The organism is Natronosporangium hydrolyticum, assembly GCF_016925615.1.
Classification (GTDB): Bacteria; Actinomycetota; Actinomycetes; order Mycobacteriales; family Micromonosporaceae; genus Natronosporangium; species Natronosporangium hydrolyticum.
Genome location: NZ_CP070499.1, coordinates 3,976,480 through 3,997,218 on the forward strand (window position 1 = coordinate 3,976,480; position 20,739 = coordinate 3,997,218).

General features: G+C 72.6%; 19 protein-coding genes. 4 read left to right on the forward strand and 15 right to left on the reverse strand.

Annotated elements, in window-relative coordinates; translation table 11 throughout:
• Window positions 1-40 precede the first annotated feature (40 nt).
• Together JQS43_RS17825 and JQS43_RS17830 are read right to left on the reverse strand one after the other, a co-directional pair.
• A complete protein-coding gene (locus JQS43_RS17825; protein ID WP_239679479.1) occupies window positions 41-697 on the reverse strand; it encodes a UdgX family uracil-DNA binding protein in 657 nt (218 codons plus the stop codon).
• A 57-nt stretch (window positions 698-754) separates the two neighbouring features.
• Entirely contained in the window at window positions 755-2,101 is a 1,347-nt protein-coding gene (locus tag JQS43_RS17830; RefSeq protein WP_239675532.1) for an aminotransferase class I/II-fold pyridoxal phosphate-dependent enzyme, read from the reverse strand.
• 49 nt (window positions 2,102-2,150) lie between these two features.
• Here JQS43_RS17830 and JQS43_RS17835 point away from each other — a divergent pair, with 49 nt between their 5' ends.
• Together JQS43_RS17835 and JQS43_RS17840 are read left to right on the forward strand one after the other, a co-directional pair.
• Complete coding sequence (locus tag JQS43_RS17835; protein ID WP_338037126.1) at window positions 2,151-2,798, forward strand: pyridoxamine 5'-phosphate oxidase family protein; 648 nt, start codon at window positions 2,151-2,153, stop codon at window positions 2,796-2,798.
• Between the two features lie 105 nt (window positions 2,799-2,903).
• Entirely contained in the window at window positions 2,904-7,511 is a 4,608-nt protein-coding gene (locus JQS43_RS17840) for an ATP-dependent helicase (protein WP_239679480.1), read from the forward strand.
• A 17-nt stretch (window positions 7,512-7,528) separates the two neighbouring features.
• On the opposite strand, the gene JQS43_RS17845 is transcribed toward JQS43_RS17840, so the two are convergent.
• The 4 genes from JQS43_RS17845 to JQS43_RS17860 all read right to left on the reverse strand — a co-directional run bounded on the left by JQS43_RS17845 (window position 7,529) and on the right by JQS43_RS17860 (window position 11,181).
• Window positions 7,529-8,176 carry a response regulator transcription factor gene (locus JQS43_RS17845; RefSeq protein WP_239675533.1) on the reverse strand — a complete coding sequence of 216 codons (648 nt, stop codon included), beginning with the start codon at window positions 8,174-8,176 and terminating at the stop codon, window positions 7,529-7,531.
• Window positions 8,173-9,432, reverse strand: a complete 1,260-nt coding sequence (locus tag JQS43_RS17850) for a sensor histidine kinase (RefSeq protein WP_239675534.1) — start codon at window positions 9,430-9,432, stop codon at window positions 8,173-8,175. The genes JQS43_RS17845 and JQS43_RS17850 overlap by 4 nt, the downstream gene beginning before the upstream one ends.
• Window positions 9,433-9,453: 21 nt before the next feature.
• Complete coding sequence (locus JQS43_RS17855; RefSeq protein ID WP_239675535.1) at window positions 9,454-10,293, reverse strand: hypothetical protein; 840 nt, start codon at window positions 10,291-10,293, stop codon at window positions 9,454-9,456.
• Between the two features lie 111 nt (window positions 10,294-10,404).
• Window positions 10,405-11,181, reverse strand: a complete 777-nt coding sequence (locus JQS43_RS17860; RefSeq protein ID WP_239675536.1) for a VOC family protein — start codon at window positions 11,179-11,181, stop codon at window positions 10,405-10,407.
• Between the two features lie 240 nt (window positions 11,182-11,421).
• Between JQS43_RS17860 and JQS43_RS17865 the strand changes: the two genes are divergently transcribed.
• The gene (locus JQS43_RS17865; RefSeq protein WP_239675537.1) at window positions 11,422-12,411 is read left to right on the forward strand and encodes a pirin family protein; all 990 of its coding nucleotides are present in this window, start codon (window positions 11,422-11,424) and stop codon (window positions 12,409-12,411) included.
• A gap of 30 nt (window positions 12,412-12,441) precedes the next feature.
• Here JQS43_RS17865 and JQS43_RS17870 read toward each other — a convergent pair whose 3' ends face one another.
• The 3 genes from JQS43_RS17870 to JQS43_RS17880 all read right to left on the reverse strand — a co-directional run bounded on the left by JQS43_RS17870 (window position 12,442) and on the right by JQS43_RS17880 (window position 14,797).
• A complete protein-coding gene (locus JQS43_RS17870) occupies window positions 12,442-13,371 on the reverse strand; it encodes an LLM class F420-dependent oxidoreductase (RefSeq protein WP_239675538.1) in 930 nt (309 codons plus the stop codon).
• A 65-nt stretch (window positions 13,372-13,436) separates the two neighbouring features.
• Window positions 13,437-13,874: a VOC family protein gene (locus JQS43_RS17875; RefSeq protein ID WP_239675539.1), complete on the reverse strand. Its 438-nt coding sequence runs from the start codon at window positions 13,872-13,874 to the stop codon at window positions 13,437-13,439.
• 71 nt (window positions 13,875-13,945) lie between these two features.
• On the reverse strand, window positions 13,946-14,797 hold the full coding sequence (locus tag JQS43_RS17880; protein ID WP_239675540.1) for an SAM hydrolase/SAM-dependent halogenase family protein: 852 nt from the start codon (window positions 14,795-14,797) through the stop codon (window positions 13,946-13,948).
• 121 nt (window positions 14,798-14,918) lie between these two features.
• Between JQS43_RS17880 and JQS43_RS17885 the strand changes: the two genes are divergently transcribed.
• On the forward strand, window positions 14,919-15,707 hold the full coding sequence (locus tag JQS43_RS17885) for a DNA-formamidopyrimidine glycosylase family protein (protein ID WP_239675541.1): 789 nt from the start codon (window positions 14,919-14,921) through the stop codon (window positions 15,705-15,707).
• A 12-nt stretch (window positions 15,708-15,719) separates the two neighbouring features.
• On the opposite strand, the gene pspM is transcribed toward JQS43_RS17885, so the two are convergent.
• From pspM to rimO, 6 genes are all read right to left on the reverse strand, one after another.
• Window positions 15,720-16,505, reverse strand: coding sequence for a phage shock envelope stress response protein PspM (gene pspM / locus JQS43_RS17890; RefSeq protein WP_338037190.1), 786 nt, complete (start codon window positions 16,503-16,505; stop codon window positions 15,720-15,722).
• A gap of 27 nt (window positions 16,506-16,532) precedes the next feature.
• Window positions 16,533-17,411, reverse strand: coding sequence for a PspA/IM30 family protein (locus JQS43_RS17895; RefSeq protein ID WP_239675543.1), 879 nt, complete (start codon window positions 17,409-17,411; stop codon window positions 16,533-16,535).
• Between the two features lie 144 nt (window positions 17,412-17,555).
• Entirely contained in the window at window positions 17,556-18,047 is a 492-nt protein-coding gene (locus JQS43_RS17900) for a helix-turn-helix domain-containing protein (RefSeq protein WP_239675544.1), read from the reverse strand.
• 83 nt (window positions 18,048-18,130) lie between these two features.
• On the reverse strand, window positions 18,131-18,652 hold the full coding sequence (locus JQS43_RS17905; RefSeq protein ID WP_239675545.1) for a CinA family protein: 522 nt from the start codon (window positions 18,650-18,652) through the stop codon (window positions 18,131-18,133).
• A 7-nt stretch (window positions 18,653-18,659) separates the two neighbouring features.
• Window positions 18,660-19,238, reverse strand: coding sequence for a CDP-diacylglycerol--glycerol-3-phosphate 3-phosphatidyltransferase (pgsA, locus tag JQS43_RS17910; RefSeq protein ID WP_239675546.1), 579 nt, complete (start codon window positions 19,236-19,238; stop codon window positions 18,660-18,662).
• Entirely contained in the window at window positions 19,235-20,725 is a 1,491-nt protein-coding gene (gene rimO, locus JQS43_RS17915) for a 30S ribosomal protein S12 methylthiotransferase RimO (RefSeq protein ID WP_239675547.1), read from the reverse strand. Before rimO ends, pgsA begins: the two co-directional genes overlap by 4 nt.
• Window positions 20,726-20,739: the final 14 nt, after the last annotated feature.

The following is a 20,739-nucleotide window of genomic DNA, read 5'->3' on the forward strand; positions in this document are numbered from 1 at the left end:
TCTACGACCAGATCACTCATGCCAAAGGTGTGCACGCGACTTACGCCAGGTCGAGTTCCCGCTTCACCACCCGCAGATCGTCGACGAGCGCGGCGTAGGCGATCTCCCGGTTGTCGGCCCGCAGCACCGCCGACGGGTGCGCCGTCGCCACCACAAAGGCATGGTCGTGCGCCGGGAACTCCGCCGGGACCTCGGCGCTGGCCGGCCAGTCGAACACCTTCCCGCGGGACCGGGTGATCCGGAAGTCGGGGCCGAGCAGCGCCTGCGCCGCGGTCGCGCCGAGCGCCACCACCGCGGCCGGGCGCAGCCGGGAGAACTCGGCGACCAGCCACGGCCGGCAGGCCTGGACCTCGACCCGGGTCGGGGTCTGGTGGATGCGACGCTTGCCCGGACCGGTGGCCCGATGTTTGAAATGCTTCACCGCGTTGGTGATGTAGAGCTCACCGGGGTGCAGCCCGGCGTCGTCGACCGCCCGGCGCAACAGATGCCCGGCCGGACCGACGAACGGCAACCCCTTGCGGTCCTCCACATCCCCCGGCTGCTCCCCGACCAGCACGATCCGAGCCGACTCGTCGCCGCGCCCGAAGACGGTCTGAGTGGTGTCCCGGAACAGGTCGCAGCCGCGGCAGTCGGCGGCGGCTGCCCGTAGTCCGGCGATGTCCGCCGCCGCCGGTACGAACTGCTGCGCCCCGGCCATGTCACCCGTGTCGTTCTGGTCAGCGTTCACCGTGTCTTTTTACCCCTGCCGGCCGGTTCAGACACTGTGGCCCCTCCCCACGGTGCGCTCCTCGGCCGCCGCGACCGCGCGGGCCAGCGCCGGGATCTGCGCCTCCGGCAGCGAGCTGACGGTGATCCGGATGCCTGGGCCGGCGGCCTGCCGAAACAGCGCCCCCGGCGCCACCGCGTACCCGGCCTCCCGGAGCGCGGTCACGGTCCGGGTCTCGTCGGTCACCGGCGCCCAGACGTTGATGCCGGTGTCGCCGTGCCCGGCCAGCCCGTGTTCGGTCAGCGCCCGGCACAGGGCTTCGCGGCGGCGACGGTAGGTCTGCTCCGCGCCGGCGATCAGCTGCGCCACATCCGGGTCTCGCCACAGCTCCACCACCAATCGTTGCAGCACAGTGGAGACCCAGCCAGCCCCGGCCCGGATCCGGCCGGCGACCCGGCCGACCGTCGCCGCATCGCCGGCGACCACCGCCAGCCGCAGGTCCGGACCGTACGGTTTGGAGGTTGACCGGACGAACGCCCACCGGGGCGCCGCCCCGGCCAACGGGTGCAGCGGCACTCCCGCGAGCTCCGCGGCGTGGTCATCCTCGACCAGCAACACCTCCGGGTGGTTCGCGAGCAGCGGGCGAAGTTCGGCCGCCCGATCCTGGGTCACCGCGACCCCGGTCGGGTTGTGTGCGCGGGTGGTGACGATTACCGCCCGCGCGCCGGCGGCCAGTGCCCGCTGCAGTCCCGGCCCGGTCGGGCCGTGGTTGTCCATCGGCAGCGGCACCGCTACCAGCCCGAGGGCGGCGACCAGGTCGAGCAGGTTGGCCCAGCCGGGGTCTTCGACCGCCACCCGGTCGCCGGCGTTGAGATGGGCGGTGAGCAGCCGTTCGATGCCGTCCAGCGCCCCACCCGTGATGATCAGGTCGGCGCCGGTCAACGGCACCCCGTCCGCGGCGAGTCGCTGCCGGGCCAGGTCGGCCAGCTCCGGCACGGTGCCCGCCTCCGGGTACGAGCCGGCCGGGCCGGGCCGGGCGGCCAGCCGGCTCAATGGGCCGGACAGGTCGGGCAGCAGCCGCCCGTCCGGTCCGCCCGAGGAGAGGTCCCAGGCGCCGGGCGGCACCGGGAGCCGGCGGGCCGCCCGGTCGCCGACCACCGGGGGGCGCGGGCGGACCCGGGTGCCGTGCCGGCCGGCGGTCTCGACCACGCCGCGCTGCCGCAGGCTCCGGTAGGCGGCGGCGACGGTCGCCGGGCTCACGCCGAGGTCGGCCGCGAGTCCGCGGACCGGCGGCAGGCTCGCGCCGCTGGCGAGCGCGCCGTCGCGTACTCCGGCCTCGATGCTGGCCGCAATCTCGGCGGCGGTGCGACCAGTGGGGTGATATTGTTCTGCCACAGTTTAAGGATTGTACTACTACAAAAATTCAACCGAGGAGGGACCCCGGATGCCAGCCACCGCCTACCCCCGCACCGACCGTTCCACCGCCACCCGGGCCCGCGACCGGATGAGCTACGACCGAGCCGCCATTCACGCGGTGATTGACGAGGCGTACCACTGCCACCTCGCCTTCGTCGTCGACGGCGAGCCGCGGCTGCTTCCCACCCTGCACATCCGGGTCGGCGAGACGCTGTATCTGCACGGTTCGACCGGCAGCTATCTGATGCTCGCCGCCCGCGGCGACGGGCTGCCGGTCAGCGTCGCTATTACCCACCTGGACGCGCTGATTCTCGCCCGCAGCCAGGTTCACCACAGCGCCAACTACCGTTCGGTGGTCGCGCACGGCACCGCCCGGCTCGTGGCCGACCCGGCCACCAAGCGGCGAGTCCTCGACGCGCTGCTGGAACGGATCGCCACCGGCCGCAGCCAGGACAGCCGGCCACCGACCGACGCCGAACTCGCCGCCACCGCCGTACTCGGGTTGCCGCTGGCCGAGGCGTCGCTGCGCGCCCGCACCGGTGGGGTCGTCGACGACGAGGCTGACCTGGACCTGCCGCACTGGGCCGGAGTCGTGCCGGTGTCCACCACCCTCGGCCGACCCGAACCGGCGCCCGGGGTAGTGCTGCCGCCGCCGCTGCTCAGCGGACCGGCGTAAACCTCGGCCGATCATGGACCTAGGTACCGGATCGGCGGGTTTCCCAGCCCCGTACCCCATGGTCAACCCGATTCGGTCGGGGGGCCGAGGCACCATGGTGGGGTGGTGCTCGGGAAGTTCAGTCCAGCGACGCGCGAGTGGTTCACCGCCGCGTTCGCCGAGCCGACCGCGGCTCAGGCCGGCGCCTGGGAGGCGATCAGCGCCGGCCGGCACGCGTTGGTGGTCGCGCCCACCGGCTCCGGCAAGACCCTGGCGGCGTTCCTGTGGTCGCTCGACCGGCTCGCCAGCGCACCGCCGCCGGCCGATCCGCAACACCGATGCCGGGTGCTCTACGTCAGCCCGCTGAAGGCGCTCGCGGTCGACGTCGAGCGCAACCTGCAGGCCCCGCTGACCGGGATCCGGCACGCCGCCGCCCGGCTCGGCGAGCCCGAACCAGCGGTCAGCGTCGGCATGCGCACCGGGGACACGCCCGCCGACCAGCGGCGAGGCTTCGCCCGCCGGCCGCCGGACATCCTGATCACCACCCCGGAGTCGCTCTTTCTGCTGCTCACTTCCGCCGCCCGGGAGTCCCTCCGGGGAGTCGAGACAGTGATCATCGACGAGGTGCACGCCGTCGCCGGCGGCAAGCGCGGCGCGCATCTGGCGCTGTCGCTGGAGCGGCTGGATGCGCTCCTCCCCCGGCCGGCGCAACGGATCGGCCTCTCGGCGACGGTCCGGCCGGTCGACGAGATCGCCCGGTTCCTCGGCGGCGCCGCACCGGTCACCGTGGTGCAACCGCCATCGTCGAAGACGCTCCAGGTCAGCGTGCAGGTGCCGGTCGAGGACATGACCGAGCTCGCGGCGGAGGCGACCGACGATCCGGACGAAGGGCCCCGGCAACGCTCCATCTGGCCGGCGGTGGAGCAGCGGGTCTTCGAGCTGATCCAGGCGCACCGGTCGACGATCGTCTTCACCAACGCCCGCCGCGGCGCGGAGCGGCTCTGCGCCCGCCTCAACGAGCTGGCGACCGACGCCGGGCCACCGGAGTCGGTGCCGGCCGAGGTGATGGCGCAGTCCGGTGCCGCCAGCGGCGCCGTGGCGGTCGCCGCCCGGGCCCACCACGGCAGTGTCTCCAAAGAGGAGCGCAAACAGATCGAGGAGGCGCTCAAGGCGGGCGAACTGCCGGCGGTGGTCGCCACCAGCTCGCTGGAGCTCGGCATCGACATGGGCGCGGTCGACCTGGTGGTGCAGGTCGAGTCGCCGCCGTCGGTCGCGGCCGGGCTGCAGCGGATCGGCCGGGCCGGTCACCAGGTCGGGGCGGTCTCGGCCGGGGTGGTCTTCCCGAAGCACCGGGGCGACCTGCTCTCATGTGCGGTGGTGGCACAGCGGATGGTCGCCGGGCAGATCGAGGAGCTGCACTACCCCCGCAACCCGCTGGACGTGCTCGCGCAGCAGGTGGTGGCGATGGTGGCGCTGGACACCTGGCAGCTCACCGACCTGGCCGCGCTGGTCCGCCGGGCCGCCCCCTACGCCGAACTGCCCGACTCCGCGCTGCACGCGGTGCTGGACATGCTCTCCGGGCGCTACCCGTCCACCGCCTTCGCGGAGCTACGGCCGCGGCTGGCCTGGGACCGCGACACCGACCAGCTCAGTGGCCGGCGCGGCGCCCAGCATCTGGCGGTCACCAGCGCCGGCACCATCCCCGACCGCGGCCTGTTCGGGGTCTTCCTGGCCGGTGCCGAGAAGCCGGTACGCGTCGGTGAGCTGGACGAGGAGATGGTCTACGAGTCCCGGGTGGGCGATGTCTTCCTGCTGGGCTCCAGCTCGTGGCGGATCGAGGAGATCACTCCGGACCGGGTGCTGGTCACCCCGGCGCCGGGCGAGGCGGCCCGGATGCCGTTCTGGAAGGGCGACGCGCCGGGCCGGCCGCTGGAGCTGGGCCGGGCGATCGGGGCGCAGCTGCGGCAGCTGGCCCGGTTGGAGCCGGCGCGCGCCGCCGAGCAGCTACGCGACGCTGGGCTGGACGAGTGGGCCGCCACCAACCTGCTGCGTTACCTCACCGAGCAGCGGGAGGCGACCCGGGCGCTGCCGGACGACCGGACGGTGGTGGTGGAGCGGTTCCGGGACGAGCTGGGCGACTGGCGATTGACCGTCCATAGTGTGCTAGGCGCGAAGGTGAACGCGCCGTGGGCGCTGGCGATCGGGCACCGGTTGCAGCAGCGGTACGGCACCGACGCGCAGGTGCTCCCCTCCGATGACGGCATCGTGGTCCGGTTGCCGGACACCGCCGATGAGCCACCCGGCGCCGAGCTCGTCGCGTTCGACCCGGACGAGATCGGCGAGCTGGTCGAGCAGGCGGTCGGCGGTTCGGCGCTGTTCGCGTCCCGGTTCCGGGAGTGCGCCGCCCGGGCGCTACTGCTGCCCCGGCGGGACCCGCGCCGCCGGCAACCGCTGTGGCAGCAACGGCAGCGGGCGGCCCAACTGCTGGACGTGGCGCGGGAGTACGCCGACTTCCCGATCACCCTGGAGGCGGCGCGGGAGTGCCTGCGGGATGTCTTCGACCTGGCCGGCCTGGTCGAGCTGATGCGCCAGCTCGCCGGCCGGAAGCTCCGGCTGGTGGAGGTTGCGACGCCACAGCCGTCGCCGTTCGCCCGCTCGCTGCTGTTCGGCTATGTCGGCGCCTTCCTGTATGAGGGCGACGCGCCACTGGCCGAGCGGCGGGCCGCCGCGCTGGCGCTGGACAGTACGCTGCTCGGCGAGTTGTTGGGGCGGGTCGACCTACGAGAGCTGCTGGACCCTCAGGTGGTCGCCGAGACCCAGCGACAGCTGCAGTGGTTGGCGCCGACCGCCGCCGGCAACACCCGGGTCCGCGACCCGGAAGACACTGTGGAGCTGCTGCGGGTGCTCGGTGACCTTACCGAGGCCGAGTGCGCGGACCGGGGGGTCGCGCCACAATGGCTGCCGGAGCTGGCCGCCGCCCGGCGGGTGCTCGAGGTCCGGATCGCTGGCGAGCGCCGCTGGATCGTGGTCGAGGACGCCGGCCGGTACGCGCAGGCGCTCGGGGTCGCGCTGCCGGTGGGGGTCCCCTCGGCGTACCTGGCGGCGCTGGACGACCCGCTTACCGATCTGCTCGCCCGGTACGCCCGTACCCGTGGCCCGTTCCAGACCGTCGATGTCGCCGCCCGGTTCGGGCTGGGGGTGGCGGTGGTCGACCCGCCGCTGCGGCGGCTGGCGGCCGCCGGCACCGTGCTGGCGGGCGAGTTCAGCCCGGAGGCCGCCGGTCCCCAGTGGTGTGACGCCGGGGTGCTGCGGATGCTGCGGCGCCGGTCGCTGGCGGCGCTGCGCCGGGAGATCGAGCCGGTGCCGCCGCGCACGCTCGCGCTGTTTCTGCCCCGGTGGCAGCAGGTCGACGGCTCCGCCACCGGGGTGGCGGCGGTGGCGGCGGCGATCGAGCAGCTGCAGGGTGCCCCGATCCCGGCCTCGGCGCTGGAACGGCTGGTGCTGCCCGCCCGGGTCGCCGACTACCGTCCGTCCTACCTAGATGAGCTGTGCGCCAGCGGCGAGGTGCTGTGGACCGGCGCCGGCTCGATCGGCGCCGGCGACGGCTGGCTCGCCTTCGCCTTCGCCGACGCCGCCCCGCTGCTGCTGCCACCGCCGGCCGCGGAGCTGACCATGACCCCGCTGCACGATGCGGTGCTGGCGGCGCTGGCGGACGGGCAGGCGCTCTTCTTCCGGCAGCTGGCCGACCGGCTGAGCGGGGCGGAGGGCGACACCGGGGCGCCGGTCGAGGACGCCGCGCTGCTGGCGGTCGTGTGGGAGCTGGTGTGGGCGGGCCAGCTGGCCAACGACACGCTGGCGCCGGTCCGGGCACTGCTCAGCGGCGGGTCCGGTGCGCACCGGCAACGCCCCACCCCCGCCAGCTCCCGCTACCACACCGGCGGTCGGGGGGCTGGCCGCGGCAGCTGGCGGCGGGCGGTCAGCGGGGCGGCCCGCAGCCGTTCTGGGCCGCCGGCCGCCGCCGGCCGGTGGTACCGCCCTCCGCCGCGGGAGACCGACCCGACCCGGCGGGCCGCCGCGATCGCCGAGACGCTGCTGGAGCGGCACGGCGTGGTGACCCGCGGCGCGGTCGCCGCGGAGGGGCCGCCGGGCGGTTTCGCCGGCGTCTACCCGGTGTTGGCCGGCATGGAGGAGCGCGGCGCGGCCCGCCGTGGCTACTTTGTGGATGGTCTGGGGGCGGCGCAGTTCGCGGTGCCGGGCGCGGTCGACCGGCTGCGCTCGCTCACCGACCCGACCACCACCGACCCCGGTGGCGTGGGCACCCGCTCTCGGGGCCGCCCCGAGCCGTTGGTGCTCGCCGCCACCGACCCGGCGAACCCGTACGGCGCCGCGCTGACCTGGCCGGAGCGGCCCGCCGACGACGCCACCGGTGGTGACAGCTCGGGCCGAGGCCACCGCGCTGGCCGCAAAGCCGGTGCGCTGGTGGTGCTCGTCGGCGCCGACCTGGTCCTCTACGTCGAGCGCGGTGGGCGCACCCTGCTCTCCTACACCGCCGAGCCGGAGCCGCTCGCGGTGGCGGCGAAGGCGCTCGCTGACGCGGTGCACGGCGGTGCGCTGGGTGCCATGTCGGTGGAGCGCGCCGATGGTGGCGCGGTCCGCAATTCGCCGCTGGCGGATGCGCTCACCGCCGCCGGATTCCGGGTCACGCCGCGCGGGCTGCGGCTGCGCCCCTCCTGAGCTGGCAACCGGTCAGCTCATACCGTGCCGGATTCGTAGGCGGCGATCACCGCCTGCGTGCGGTCCCGCACCCGCAGCTTCGCCAGCACGCTCGCCACATGCGTCTTCACCGTCTCCACCCCGATCACGAGCTCGGCAGCGATCTCGGCGTTGGTGAGGCCGCGCGCCACCAACCGCAGCACCTCCAGCTCGCGTTCGGTCAGTCCGGCCCCGCTCACCCGGTCGTCGTTGCCGGCCCGGTGGCGCCTCGCCAGGTCCCGCAGCGCGGTCGGGAACAGCAACGCCTCGGTACGGGCGACCAGCCGCACCGCCGCCACCAGCTCCGCCGGCCTGGTGCGCTTGAGCAGGAAGCCGTCGGCGCCGGCGCGGAGCGCCCGGTAGACATACTCGTCATTGTCGAATGTGGTGACTACGAGAATCTTGGGCGGACGCGGCATCGAACGCAGAATCTCCCGGGTCGCCTCGATGCCGTCGGTGCGTGGCATCCGGACGTCGAGCAACGCCACATCGGGCTGCGCCCGGCGGACCTGGGCGACCGCGTCGACGCCGTCGGCCGCTTCGCCGACCACGGTGAGGTCCGGCTCGCTGTCGATGATGGTGGCGAGCCCGGCGCGCACCAGGTCCTCATCGTCGGCGATCACAATCGACAGTTGCGCCTCGGTCACGCCGCTCCCTCCTGCCTAACCGGCAGCCGGGCCGTCACCCGCCACCACGGCCCGTCCGGTCCAGCCTGCAGGCTACCGCCGAGCGTGAGTACCCGTTCGCGCATGCCGGTGATGCCCCGCCCGCCACCGGCCAGCTCCGGTTGTCCTGCCGCCACCGGGTTGGTCACCGCCACCACCAGCTCGTCGTCCTCACGGGCGACCCGAACCGTCACCGTCGAGCGCTCGCCGTGGCGGAGCGCGTTGGTCAGCGACTCCTGGATGATCCGGTACGCCTCCCGGGACGGCTCGGCGGGCAACTCGGCCGCCTCGACGAGGAGGTCGGCCTCGACCGGTAGGCCGCAGTCGGCGAAGAGCGCGGGTAGCTGCGCCAACCCGGGTGGTGAGGGCTGCTCCCACGGCTGCGACACCGCCGGGTCCGGGGCCGGATCGTCGCGCAGGACGCCCAACGCGTGGTCGAGATCGGCGAGCGCCCGGCGGGCGGTCTCCTCCACCGCCGCGAGCGCCCGGCGTACCGCCGCCGGGTCCTGCGCCAGCAGCCGGTTCGCCGCCGCCGACTGCCACATCACGACCGACAGGGCGTGTCCGACCGAGTCGTGCAACTCCCGGGCAAGCTGGTTGCGGGCGGCGAGCTGGGCGGCCTGCTGCCGCAGCACGAGGAGCCGTTCGGTGGCGCTGGGGCCGAGGAGCACCGGCGCCAGCCGGCGAAGCCCGGCGGTCATCCCGGCCACCAGATAGATCAGCGCAATCAGCGCGACCACCGCCACGGCCGGCCCCCACCAGGCACTCCACTCCGGTGCGATCGCGCCGGCGGGACCCAGCGCCCGCTCTGGCAGCACCGGCATCACCATGAGGATCGCCAGCATCGGGAGCAGGGCGAGGGTAACGCCGCTGAGCAGGCCGCCGACCGCCAGCTGGATCGTGTACCACCCGGCGGTACGCCACCGGGTACGCCAATCCTGCCCGGTTCTCCCGGCCGGCTCGATCTCCGCCCGGAGCAGGTTACGGGCGGTCAGCAGCAACACCGGGCGGATCGGCAGGACCAATCCGGTCAGCAGCACGAACGGCAGCACCCACAGGAAGGTCTGCGGGGCGAAGACAGTGACCGCGGCGTCGACGCCGCCGCGCCCACTCGCGACCGCCACCACCTCGCCGGCCATGATGTACGGCATGACCACCGCGCCGCCCAGGATCAGCCAGCCCCACCCTTGATAGGTGGCCCGGCTGATCAGCGGCCGAAGTGCTGCCGGCACCCGCATGCGGTGATCGTGACACATCGCTCAGCCCCGCCCGCAGCGGCGGCAGGAGCGGCGGGTCTGGAAATAGAAACCCACGGTCACTACCGCCAGGCCTACCCCCCAGATCAGGAAGCTCGGGTAGACCGCGATGACCACCCAGGCCGCCAGGTCGCCGTGGAACGCCGAATGGTCCCCGGAGAGCCACACCAGCAACAGGTAACCGGTACTGATGCCGCCGACGGGCAGCAACAGCAGGCAGCCGATCAGCGCCGGGGCGAGCAGCAGCCAGCGGGGCAGCCGGGGCCGCTGGTAGGCCATCGCGAAGGTCACCAGCACTCCGATCAACGCCATCACCGCGGTGTCGCCCATGCCGGGGCTCCATGGCTTCACGCCAGCGAACACCGCCGGGTCCCTCAGGCCGAGCGTGCCGCCGAATCCCCAGTGCAGCTTCAGCGCGAGATAGCCGATCGCCGGTACCGCCGCGACGATGCTCGCCGGCCGGATCAACCAGGTCAGGTCACGACGGGCGGCGTGGCCGTGCCGCCCGCACCGGGGGCAGGCACCACGGCTGCGGCGCTGATACCGCAGGGTCGCGACGGCGATGCCGGCGCCGAGCGCCACCGCGGCGAGGCGGTGGCTCATCCCGAACCAGTCGAGGTGGAACGGGACCCCGGCGGCGTCGGTGACCACGCTGACCGCCCACATCACGGCGGTCATCAGGTCGAAAGCGAGGCCGCCTTGGTAGCTGGCGTGGCCGGCGAGTAGCGCGACCGCGCCCCAGCCGAGCGCCAGTCGCAGTCGGCGGTGGCCTACCGGCGGCGGTTCGGGCGGGGGTGGCGTGTTCGAAGCGGGCTGGGGCGTTTGGAGGGCAGAAGTACGCATACCCCTACGGTCGCCGGATGTCCTGCCGCCCACCTCCCGTACGCGGGGGGTTCGCCTCCCCCGCCGGGGGGATTCGGCGGTGCCTGGCGGGCCTGCGGCGCCGGCTCGCCGCTACGGGGTGAGGCGGAGGTCCGGGATCAGCGAGATGATCCCGAACGAGGCGCCCAGCGGGTCGATCAGCTGCGCGTAGGTCCCGACGTTCACGTCGATCGGGCCGAGCACCACCTGGCCGCCGAGATCGCGGCAGCGGGCGGCGGTCGCGGCGCAGTCGTCGACCTCGATGGTGGTGCGCCAGTGGGCGGGGACCTCCGCCGGCCATTCGTCGCCGATGATCGTGACGCCGGCTACCACCCGGTTGTTGACCCACCACTCTCGATAGTCGTACCCGGTGGGCAGTGAGCCCTCCTCGTCACGCCAGCCGAAGACCTTCCCGTAGAAGGCCGCCGCCCCGGGCACGTCGCGCACCGCGAGGTCGGTCCAGCAGACCGCGTTGGCCTCGGTCGCCACCTGGGCGCCGCCGAAGGTCCCGCGCTGCCATAGCCCGAAGGTGGCGCCCGCCGGGTCGGCGAGCATCGCCATCGTGCCGCGGCCGCCGATCTCCGTAGCCGGTTGCAGGATCGTACCGCCGGCGTTGCCGACCTGTTCGACGGTGGCGTCTATCTCCTCTGTGGAGATGTAGCTCAGCCAGGCCGAGGGCTGGCCGTCAGTCAGCGTCGGCACGATTCCGGCGGCGGCCAGATCACGCAGAGTGAATACTGTGGAACCGACCTCGGTCTCGGTGGTCCGCCAGCCGAAAAGCCCACTGTAGAACGCGATCGACGCCGCCGGGTCGCTACTGGTAAGCTCTGCCCAACACGGTGTAGCAGGGGCGTAACCTCTGATCCGCACCGGCCGCTCCCCTCATCGGTGTCACCATCATGGCCGCACACGCCAATGATCGTCACACCATACTTCACAGCCCCAGCGCGGACATCGGCCGTAGGCACACCGAATCACCCCTTTACCGGCGACAACCGGGCGACTACCTAGCGGCGTGATCAGGGACGGAGCTCCGCCACTCGAAGGGAATAACCCGCCACGGGCAGTTGTTGCTGTGACAAATACTTGCGTTCCGAGGAGGCGACCCCGATGCCCGCGATCACCGTCGATGATGTGCTGGTCCTACCCCGACTCCCGATACTCGACCCCACCACCACCTACCGTGACGTCCGCCGGCTGACCACCGCGCCCGGCGGGTACGAGGGTGAGGGGTTCCCGGTACGCCGGGCATTCGCCGGAGTGCCGCTCACCGAACTCGATCCGTTCATCCACCTCGACCAGATGGGTGAGGTGGAGTACGCCCCCGGTGAGCCCAAGGGCACCCCCTGGCACCCTCACCGCGGCTTCGAGACCGTGACGTACATGATCGACGGCATCTTCGACCACCAGGACTCCAACGGTGGCGGCGGGTCGATCACCAACGGTGACACCCAGTGGATGACCGCGGGCGCCGGCATCCTGCATATCGAGAAGCCACCGGAGCAGCTGGTGATGAGCGGTGGCCTCTTCCACGGCCTGCAGTTGTGGGTCAACCTGCCCCGCAGCAAGAAACTCTCGCCGCCGCGCTACCAGGACATCCGGGGCCGGGCGGCGACCCTGCTGACCACCCCGGACGGCGGCGCGCTGATCCGGCTCATCGCCGGTGAGATCGCGGGCCATCACGGGCCGGGCTCGACCCACACCCCGATTACGATTGCTCACGTGACTCTGCAGCCCGGGGCGCAGCTCGACCTGCCGTGGCGGCCGGACTACAACGCGCTGGTCTACGTGCTCGCCGGCGCCGGCACCGTCGGCACCCACCAGCAACCGATCCGGCTGGGCCAGCTCGCCGTCCACGGCCCCGGCGACGCGTTGCGGGTCACCGCCGACGCCGCGCAGGAGTCCCGTACCCCGGCGCTCGAGCTCTACTTCATGGGTGGGGAGCCGATCCGGGAGCCGGTGGCCCACTACGGACCGTTCGTCATGAACACCAAGGCCGAGCTGATCCAGGCCTTCGAGGACCATCAGGCGGGCCGGCTGGGCAGCATCCCGGCCGAGCGGACGCCGCACACCACCGCCGATCAGCCCCCGCCGGCCTAGCCGGGGCCGGCCCGGCCCCGGCGTAGCGCGCTACAGCGCCGGGGCCACCTGCTCGGCCACCAACTCCAGCTGGGCCAGGTCGGTCAGGTCGAGCACCTGCAGATGGGCCCGGGAGACGCCGACCGCCTGATACTGCCGCAGCTGCTCCACCACCTGCTCCGGAGTGCCGACCAGCCCACCCGCCTCGCGCAGCGAATCCAGGCTGCGCCCGATCGCGTCCGCCCGCCGTGCGACCTCGGCGTCGTCGCGGCCGCAACAGATCGGCACCGCGACCGAGGTGATCGGTGGCTCCTGCCGCCCCAACTCCTCACACGCCGTGGCCACCGCGAGCGCCTTGGCCTTCACCACGTCCGGGCCGGCGAAGCCGACATTGAACTCGGTGGCGAACCGGGCCGCTAGCCGCGGCGTCCGCCGGGGGCCGTGGCCACCCACGATCACCGGCGGATGCGGCTGCTGCACCGGCTTCGGCAGCGCCGGCGAGTCAGCCACCTGGTAGTGCTCGCCAGCGAACGCGAAGGTCTCCCCGAGCGGGGTCGACCACAGTCCGGTGATGATCTCCAACTGCTCGGCCAGCCGGCCGAACCGCTCCCCGAGCTCCGGGAACGGCACCCCGTACGCGCGATGCTCGGCCTCATACCAGCCGGCGCCGAGGCCGAGCTCGACCCGGCCACCGCTCATCGCGTCCACCTGCGCGACGGTGATCGCCAGCGGGCCGGGCAGCCGGAAGGTGCCGGCGGTCACCATCGTCCCCAGCCGGATCTTCGTGGTCTCCCGGGCAAGGCCGGCCAGCGTGGTCCAGGCATCGGTCGGGCCCGGCAGCCCGTCCCGGTCGCCCATCACCAGATAGTGGTCGGATCGGAAGAAGCCGTCAAATCCGGCTTGCTCTGCGCACCGGGCGACGCGAAGCTGATCGTCGTAGCTGGCGCCCTGCTGAGGTTCGAGGAATACCGACAAACGCATGCCCGTAACCCTGCCAGCCGGGGCCCTCCCCGCGCCACCACCGACCAGCTCCGCCGCCCGGCCCACTACCGCGTCGCCGGAGTGAACGGCGCCACCCGCATGTCCGCGAGCGCGTCGGCGTCGAACCGGTCCCGCACCGTCTTCACCTCCAACACATGCCGGTTCGGGTCCAGGAAGTAGAACCCACGCCCGCCGTCGGAGTAGTAGATCGTGTCCCGCTCCTGGTCGGTCATGGTCGGCAGACCGTAGGTGGTCACGCCGGCCGCCACCACCCTGCCGTAGATCTCATCCAGCTCGGCCTCGGTAACCCGCAGCGCGACGTGGTACTCAGGCAGCTCGCCCTCGCCATGGTCGAAGTAGTCGAGGTTCGCCCCATCGAGGTCGAGCACCGCGAACGGCTCCGCCACCGGGCCGGGCGGCAACCCGAGAATGTGCGCGGTCCACTCCATGGTCCGCTGCTTGTCGTACGCCGGAATCCCCACATGATCGATCACTACCGACATCTGCTCGCACCCTTTCTGCCAGCGGCTACCGAGCGTTTCTCAGCACCCACCAGGAAGGCGCGAGGCCAGAACTAGCGGTGCGAGTCGATTCGCAGCAGGGCTCCGGCGGTCACCGAGAGCAGCTCCGCCGCCCGTCCCCGGTGGGCCGCGACCGCCACCTGCCCGGCCGAGTCGACCAACACCACCAGCTCCCCCTCCGGGACGTCACCGAACGTCTCCCCGCGAACCGCCGGGTGCTCACCCACCCGCAGCCGCTGCGGCAACGCCGCCAGCCGCGCCCCGGGCGCCGCCAACTGCACGTTGCCGAAATGGTCGACGCCGAGCACCTCGGCCTCCAGCCAGCCCTCCCCGTCCCGCACCACCGGCTCCGGTAGCCGCACCAGCTCCGCCGGGTCAACCGGCGCCCCCGCCTCGCTGAGCACCGCCGCGACCTCGGTGACCGGCACCGTGGCACCGCCCGCGACCGGGCCCACCCCAGCCAGCGCAGTAGCGGTCGCGAGCTCCGCCGCGACCGGGGCGAAGATGTCCCGGCCGTGGAAGGTGTGCGAGACCGAGTCGGCGAACCAGCGCGGATTGGTCAACACCACCGCGGTCGTGACCCCACCCAACGCGTCCCCGGCCCACGGCAGCAGCCCATTATCCGGGCCCACCAGCACCCCACCCGGCGTCACCAACGCCACCGGGCGGCGCGCCGTACCCACCCCCGGGTCGACCACCGCGACATGCACCGCCGCAGGCAGATACGGCAACGTCTGCGCCAGCACCAGCGCCCCGTGCCGCACGTCCCCCGCCGGCACCTGGTGCGTCACATCGATCACCCGGACATGCGGCGCCAACCTGGCGATCACCCCGTGGCACGCGCCGACGAACCCATCGGCGAGACCGTAATCGGTGGTGAAACTGATCCATCCGAACCCTGGCATGCCTTCGACCCTATGTCGCCGACCGGCGTCCCGCGCCGCACCCGAGATTCAACCGACGGTCGCCGCATATTCAGGCGCTCGTTACGCCGGACCCCCCGCTCCCCGGGGCACGATAGGAGGTATGCCCGAGGGAGACACGGTCTTCCGAACCGCCCGGAACCTGCACCGGGCGTTCGCCGGTCGCCAGCTCACCGCCAGCGACCTGCGGCTGCCGCAGCTGGCCACCACGGACCTCACCGGGGCGATGGTGGTCGAATCGGTCAGCCGCGGCAAACACCTGCTCCTGCGGCTACAGCTGCCCGCGGACGGCCGGGCGATGAGCCTGCACTCCCACCTCGGCATGGACGGATCCTGGCGGGTGTACGCGGTCGGCGAACGGTGGCGGGCCCGGTCCCGGCATTTGATCCGGGTGGTCCTGCGCACCGCCGACGCAGTCGCAGTCGGGTACGAGCTGCAACAGGTCATGCTGGTGGCCACCGAGGACGAGAAGCATCTCACCGCCCACCTGGGCCCCGATCTACTCGGCGCCGACTGGGACCCAGCCGAGGCGGTACGCCGGCTCTCGCGCCGCACCGGCACCATCGCCGACGCGCTCCGGGACCAGCGCAACCTCGCCGGCATCGGCAACGTCTACTGCGCCGAGCTGCTCTTCCTGCGCGGCCTGTGGCCGTGGACTCCGGTGCCACAGGTCACCGACCTGTCCGCGCTTGTGACACTCGCGAAACGGTTACTGGAAGCGAACCGGACCCGGCCGATGCGCACCACCACCGGAGTCATGCGCCGTGGCCAGGACAGCTACGTCTATGGCCGGGCGGGCGCGCCATGCCGCCGCTGCGGCACCCTGATCCGGCGCGACGACCAGGGCGAACGGGTCACCTACTGGTGCCCCCACTGCCAGCCCGAACCCTGACCGGGAGCCCAGCTAGCCGGGAGCCCGCAACTCGCCGTGCAGATCCCCGTGGAGGTCACGCAACTCGGAGAGCCCATCGGTCACCCCACGCAGCCGCTCGGTCGCGTCGGTCAACCCAGCCAACGCCGGGCTGGCCGAGCCGCCGGTACGGGCCGACTCGGAGACGAACCCGGCCGCGGCCACCACAAACTGCTCGTACGCCGCGACTCCCTGCTCCAGGTGGGCAATGTGCTCGGCCCGCAGCTCCTGCAACGGCGGGTGCGCCTCGGTCGGGGCCAGCCGCAGCGCCTGCTCCAGGCTCGCTACCCGGTTGGTCAGCTCCCGCAGCTGGCCCTCGACCGTCACCGCTTCCTGCCACGCCTCCGGATCGGCCCCCCGCAGCCGGTCCTTCAGTTCATGCATGGTGCGGGCAGCGCGGTCCAGCCGCTCCCACGAGCCGGCCGCGCCCGAACCCCGCAGCGCGCCCCGGGTCCGTTGCCGCCGAATCCCCTCGGCGAGCGAATGCCCGCCCGGCACCTGGGAGAGCGCCGCCAACCACCGGTCGCCCGCCAACGCCGGGTCGGGCGGATCCGGCACCGGTTGGGCGGCCAACTCGCGGGTATCCCGCCACCGCCACAGCGCCAACACCGCCGAGGCACCGGTCAACCCGGCCCAGACCGCATCCATCGGGCCTAGCCCCTGGTACGGGACGAGCACGGCGGTAACGCCGCCGAAACCGCCCGCGGCCACCGTCCACCGCCGCGCCGAGTTGCGCAACCGGCGCAGCCGACGGAAGTAGCGGGCGCGTTCGTCGACCACCATCTCGACCCCCTCCTGCGGACCGGGTCAGGACGCGGGCGCCGCGTCCCCCTTCTGGTTTTCCTGTTCCAAGCTGGCCCGGATCTCGTCGAGCCGAGTTGCGGTGTTGTCGCCGGACTGCTGCGGTGTCTCGCTCTGCTGAGCACCCTCCACTGCCGGCTGCTCGGCACCGCCCGCGAGCTGGTTACCGGACATGCTCGCCCGGATCTGGTCCAACCGGGACTGACCCGCGATATCGAGAGTGGAACGCTGCATCTCCAGCATCCGGCCCTCGACCGAGTTGGACGCCAACTCCGCCCGCCCCATCGCCGACGCGTACCGACTCTCGATCTTGTCCCGAACCTCGTCCAACGACGGGGTGTTACCGGGCGCGGCGAGCGCCGACATGGACTCGAGCGAGCTGGCGACGGTCTCCTGCATCTTGGCCTGCTCCAATTGGCTGAGCAGCTTGGTGCGCTCGGCGAGCTTCTCCTCCAGCACCATCTTGTTGTTCTCCACCGCCTTGCGGGCCTGCGCGGCGGCGCTCAGCGCCTGATCATGCAAGGTCTTCAGATCCTCGACCGCCTGCTCGGCGCTGACCAGCTGGTTGGCCGCGGACTGGGCCGCCCGCTCATACTCCTGGGCTTTCTCCTCTTCGCCCTCGCCACGGGCCCGGTCGGCGAGCACCAACCCTTGCCGAGCCATCCCCTGCCACTTCTCCACCTCGCTCATGTGGCGGGACAGGCGCATCTCCAACTGACGCTGATTACCGATCACCGCGGCGGCCTGCTTCACCAGCGCCTGGTGTTGGACCTTAGCCTCGTCGATCGCCTGCTGGATCTGTACCTTCGGATCGGCGTACTCGTCGATCTTGGCGCCAAACAGCGCCATCAGGTATCTCCAGCCCTTGACGAACGGGTTCGCCATCTCTTCGCGGTCCTCTCTGCGGGGTAGCGGCCGAGTTGTCAGGCTCCTATGGTCTCAGGCGTGCGATAGCCCCGTCAGCCACCACCTGGCCAGTTCTGACGTCGACCGAGGCCGTCTATCCGACCATACCCCGCGGCAGGAGGATCAGCGGTGCTGAGCGACCCGGCGACCGGGGCGGGTCCGCACAGCGTGCAGCGTAGTCCGCAGCGGTCCGTCCCGCCGCACCGACACCGACACCTCGCCCGCGGGAATCGGCACACCCCGATCCGCCATCGGCGGCGGCAACGGCGCCTCGATCGCGCGGGTCGCCGGCGCCTTGGGCGCTTCGTCCGCGGCGCTCTCGCCCCGGGCGGCCGGAATCTCCGGCAGGCCGGCCGGCTCCGCGCCGACGAGGGCGCCCGGGTGCTCGGCTCGGGCCAGCGAATCACTCGCCTCCCGCAGCACCTCGGAGAGTTGGGAGCCCAGCGCCTCACAGATCGACGCCAGCAGCTCGCTGGAGGCTTCCTTCTGGCCGCGCTCAATCTCCGAGAGGTACCCGAGCGACACATTCGCCGCCGTGGAGATCTCGCGCAGCGTCCGGTGCTGACCCTGGCGCCGGGCGCGCAGGGCATCACCGATCACCCGACGAAGCAGCACCGGGGCACCTCCTAGCGCGTGGGACCCTTGCCCGCAACGGTACCCGGTACCTGGCCCGGCGGCACCTCTACCCCGCACAGACCTCAACAGTGTGCCGCCAGCAACGCCACCGCCGCGGTCACGGCAGCCGCCCGTACCGTTGCCCGGTCCCCGGAGATCCGCAGCTCTCGGGTCCATACCTGCCCGTCGCCGCGCAGATCGGCCCGCTCGCCGGCGGCCACCGGGCCAGCCAGCGCCACCGGCGGGCCGGCCACGGCCACGTACGCCGTCCCGGCGGCGACGCCGTCCTGCGCGCCGGGGCCGGCCACCCCGGTAGTCGCCAACGCCCAATCCGCGCCGCACCGACGCCGCCCGCCCCGGGCCAACGCCGCCGCCACGGCCGGATCGACCGGCCCCCGCGCCGCCAACAGCTCGGCCGGCACCCCCGCCAGCGACCGCTTCAGATCCGTGGCGTAGACGACCAGGCCGCCCCGGAACACCGTGCTCGCCCCCGGCACCGCGACGAACTCGGCCGCCAATAGCCCGCCGGTGAGCGACTCCACCACCGCCAGGGTCTCCCCCCGCCCGCCGAGCCGGCGCAACACCTCCGCCGCGGTCGCAGGCATCGTCGACTCAGCCGGATCGCCGCAGTCGCCACGCCCGGAAAGCGTAGTCGACCCCGGTCGCCACCGTCACCACCACTGCGGCGCCCATCAACCACGGCCCCACCGCCGCCAACCCGGCCGGGAACGGCCACAGATACCAGGCGATCGCGGCGATCTGCAGGGCCGTCTTCAGCTTGCCGCCACGGCTCGCCGGAATCACCCCCCGCCGGATCACCCAGAACCGCAGCCCGGTCACCGCGAACTCACGCCCCAGAATCACCAACGTCACCAGCCACCACAACTCCCCGTACCAGGAGAGCAGCAGCAGCGCGGTGCCGGTGAGTGCCTTGTCGGCGATCGGGTCGGCGACCTTGCCGAAGGAGGTCACCAGGCCGTACCGACGGGCGATCCAGCCATCCAGGAAGTCAGTCAGCGAGGCGGCCAAGAAGACCAGACAGGCTGCGGCGAGCCAGCCCGAGTGGGTCATCCCCGAGACCACTACCAGCGCCACGAAGACCGGAATCAGCGCCAGCCGCACCGCGGTGATCACGTTCGCCGCGTTCAGCACCGGAACAGGTCGCGGCGCCGCCTGACTCACCACCGTCACCGACCCGCGGTCTGCCGGTCCTCGGCCGCGACCGGCGCCGACTGCAACGGCTCCGCCACCAGGTCCACCCCATCGCTGTCGCACACCTTCGCCGTGACCAGGTCGCCCGGGACCAGCCCGGCCACCTGGCCGACCAGGGTGGTGCAGCCATCGACCTCCGGCGCCTGGTGCGCCGCCCGGCCCTCCACGACGCCCTCCTCGACGCTGTCGACCAGCACCTCCACGGTGCTGCCCACCCGCTCGGCGGCCCGCTGCGCGCACAACTCCTCGGCGAGCGCCAGCAACCGGTCATAGCGACGGGCGATGGCGGCGTCGCTCACCTTCCCGGGCAACTCCGCCGCCTCGGTGCCATCCTCGTCGCTATACCGGAAGACCCCGATCGCGTCCAGGCTCGCCGCCTCCAGGAACCGCGCCAACTCCGCTACGTCCGGTCGGGTCTCGCCGGGGAAGCCCACGATCACGTTGCTGCGGGCACCGGCCTCCGGAGCCAACCTCCGGACCTCCTGCAACAGGCTGAGGAAGCGTTCGGTGGAGCCGAACCGGCGCATCCGGCGCAGCACCGGCTCGCTGGCGTGCTGGAACGACAGATCGAAGTAAGGAGCCACCCCCGGGGTGGTCGCGATCGCCTCGACCAGGCTCGGGCGCATCTCGGCCGGCTGCAGGTAGCTGACCCGCACCCGGGCGATGCCGGTCACCGCCGCCAACTGCGGCAACAGCTGCTCCAGCAGCCGCGGGTCGCCCAGATCCTTGCCGTAGGAGGTGGAGTTCTCGCTGACCAACAGCAACTCCCGGACGCCGGAGTCGGCGAGCCACTCCGCCTCGGCGAGCAGCTCCTCCGGCGGCCGGGAGACGAACGCCCCCCGGAACTGCGGAATCGCACAGAAGGTGCACCGCCGGTCGCAGCCACTGGCCAGTTTCAGCGGCGCCACCGGGCTACGGTCCAGCCGGCGCCGCAACACCGGCCGCAGATGCGCCGGGGTGGCCTGATCCGGCTCGGACGAACCGGGTTGGGCATGGCCGGGCAGTCGCACCCCGGTCCGGGCCTCCGCCCGGTCGGCGGGGGTCAGCGGCAACAACTTACGGCGGTCCCGGGGAGCGTGGGCAGGCAGCTGCTCACCCGCCAGCACCGCCGAGAGTCGGTCGGAGATGTCCGGATAGTCGTCGAAGCTGAGCACCGCCGCCGCCTCCGGCAGAGCGCCGGCGAGCTGCTCACCGTACCGCTCGGCCAGGCACCCGGCCGCCACCACCGCGGCCCCGCCGTCGGCGGCGGCCAGCAGCGTATCGACCGAATCCTGCTTGGCCTGGGCGACGAAGCCGCAGGTGTTGACGAGGACCACATCCGCGTCGTCGCTGTCGGTGGTGACCCGCCAGCCTTCGCTGGCGAGCCGGCCGGCCAACTCCTCGGAGTCCACCTCGTTGCGGGCACAGCCGAGCGTCACCAGCGCGACTCGCCGATCGTGGCCGGGTGACGAGGTAGCTTCAGACACCCACCGAGGGTACC

Bases quoted from the DNA above. Each gene is read 5' to 3' on its own strand.
- JQS43_RS17825 (WP_239679479.1), bottom strand. From the start codon at position 697: ATGGCCGGGGCGCAGCAGTTCGTACCGGCGGCGGCGGACATCGCCGGA.
- JQS43_RS17835 (WP_338037126.1), top strand. From the start codon at position 2,151: ATGCCAGCCACCGCCTACCCCCGCACCGACCGTTCCACCGCCACCCGG.
- JQS43_RS17850 (WP_239675534.1), bottom strand. From the start codon at position 9,432: ATGCGGGTGCCGGCAGCACTTCGGCCGCTGATCAGCCGGGCCACCTAT.
- JQS43_RS17855 (WP_239675535.1), bottom strand. From the start codon at position 10,293: ATGCGTACTTCTGCCCTCCAAACGCCCCAGCCCGCTTCGAACACGCCA.
- JQS43_RS17865 (WP_239675537.1), top strand. From the start codon at position 11,422: ATGCCCGCGATCACCGTCGATGATGTGCTGGTCCTACCCCGACTCCCG.
- JQS43_RS17870 (WP_239675538.1), bottom strand. From the start codon at position 13,371: ATGCGTTTGTCGGTATTCCTCGAACCTCAGCAGGGCGCCAGCTACGAC.
- JQS43_RS17875 (WP_239675539.1), bottom strand. From the start codon at position 13,874: ATGTCGGTAGTGATCGATCATGTGGGGATTCCGGCGTACGACAAGCAG.
- JQS43_RS17880 (WP_239675540.1), bottom strand. From the start codon at position 14,797: ATGCCAGGGTTCGGATGGATCAGTTTCACCACCGATTACGGTCTCGCC.
- JQS43_RS17885 (WP_239675541.1), top strand. From the start codon at position 14,919: ATGCCCGAGGGAGACACGGTCTTCCGAACCGCCCGGAACCTGCACCGG.
- JQS43_RS17895 (WP_239675543.1), bottom strand. From the start codon at position 17,411: ATGGCGAACCCGTTCGTCAAGGGCTGGAGATACCTGATGGCGCTGTTT.
- JQS43_RS17905 (WP_239675545.1), bottom strand. From the start codon at position 18,652: ATGCCTGCGACCGCGGCGGAGGTGTTGCGCCGGCTCGGCGGGCGGGGG.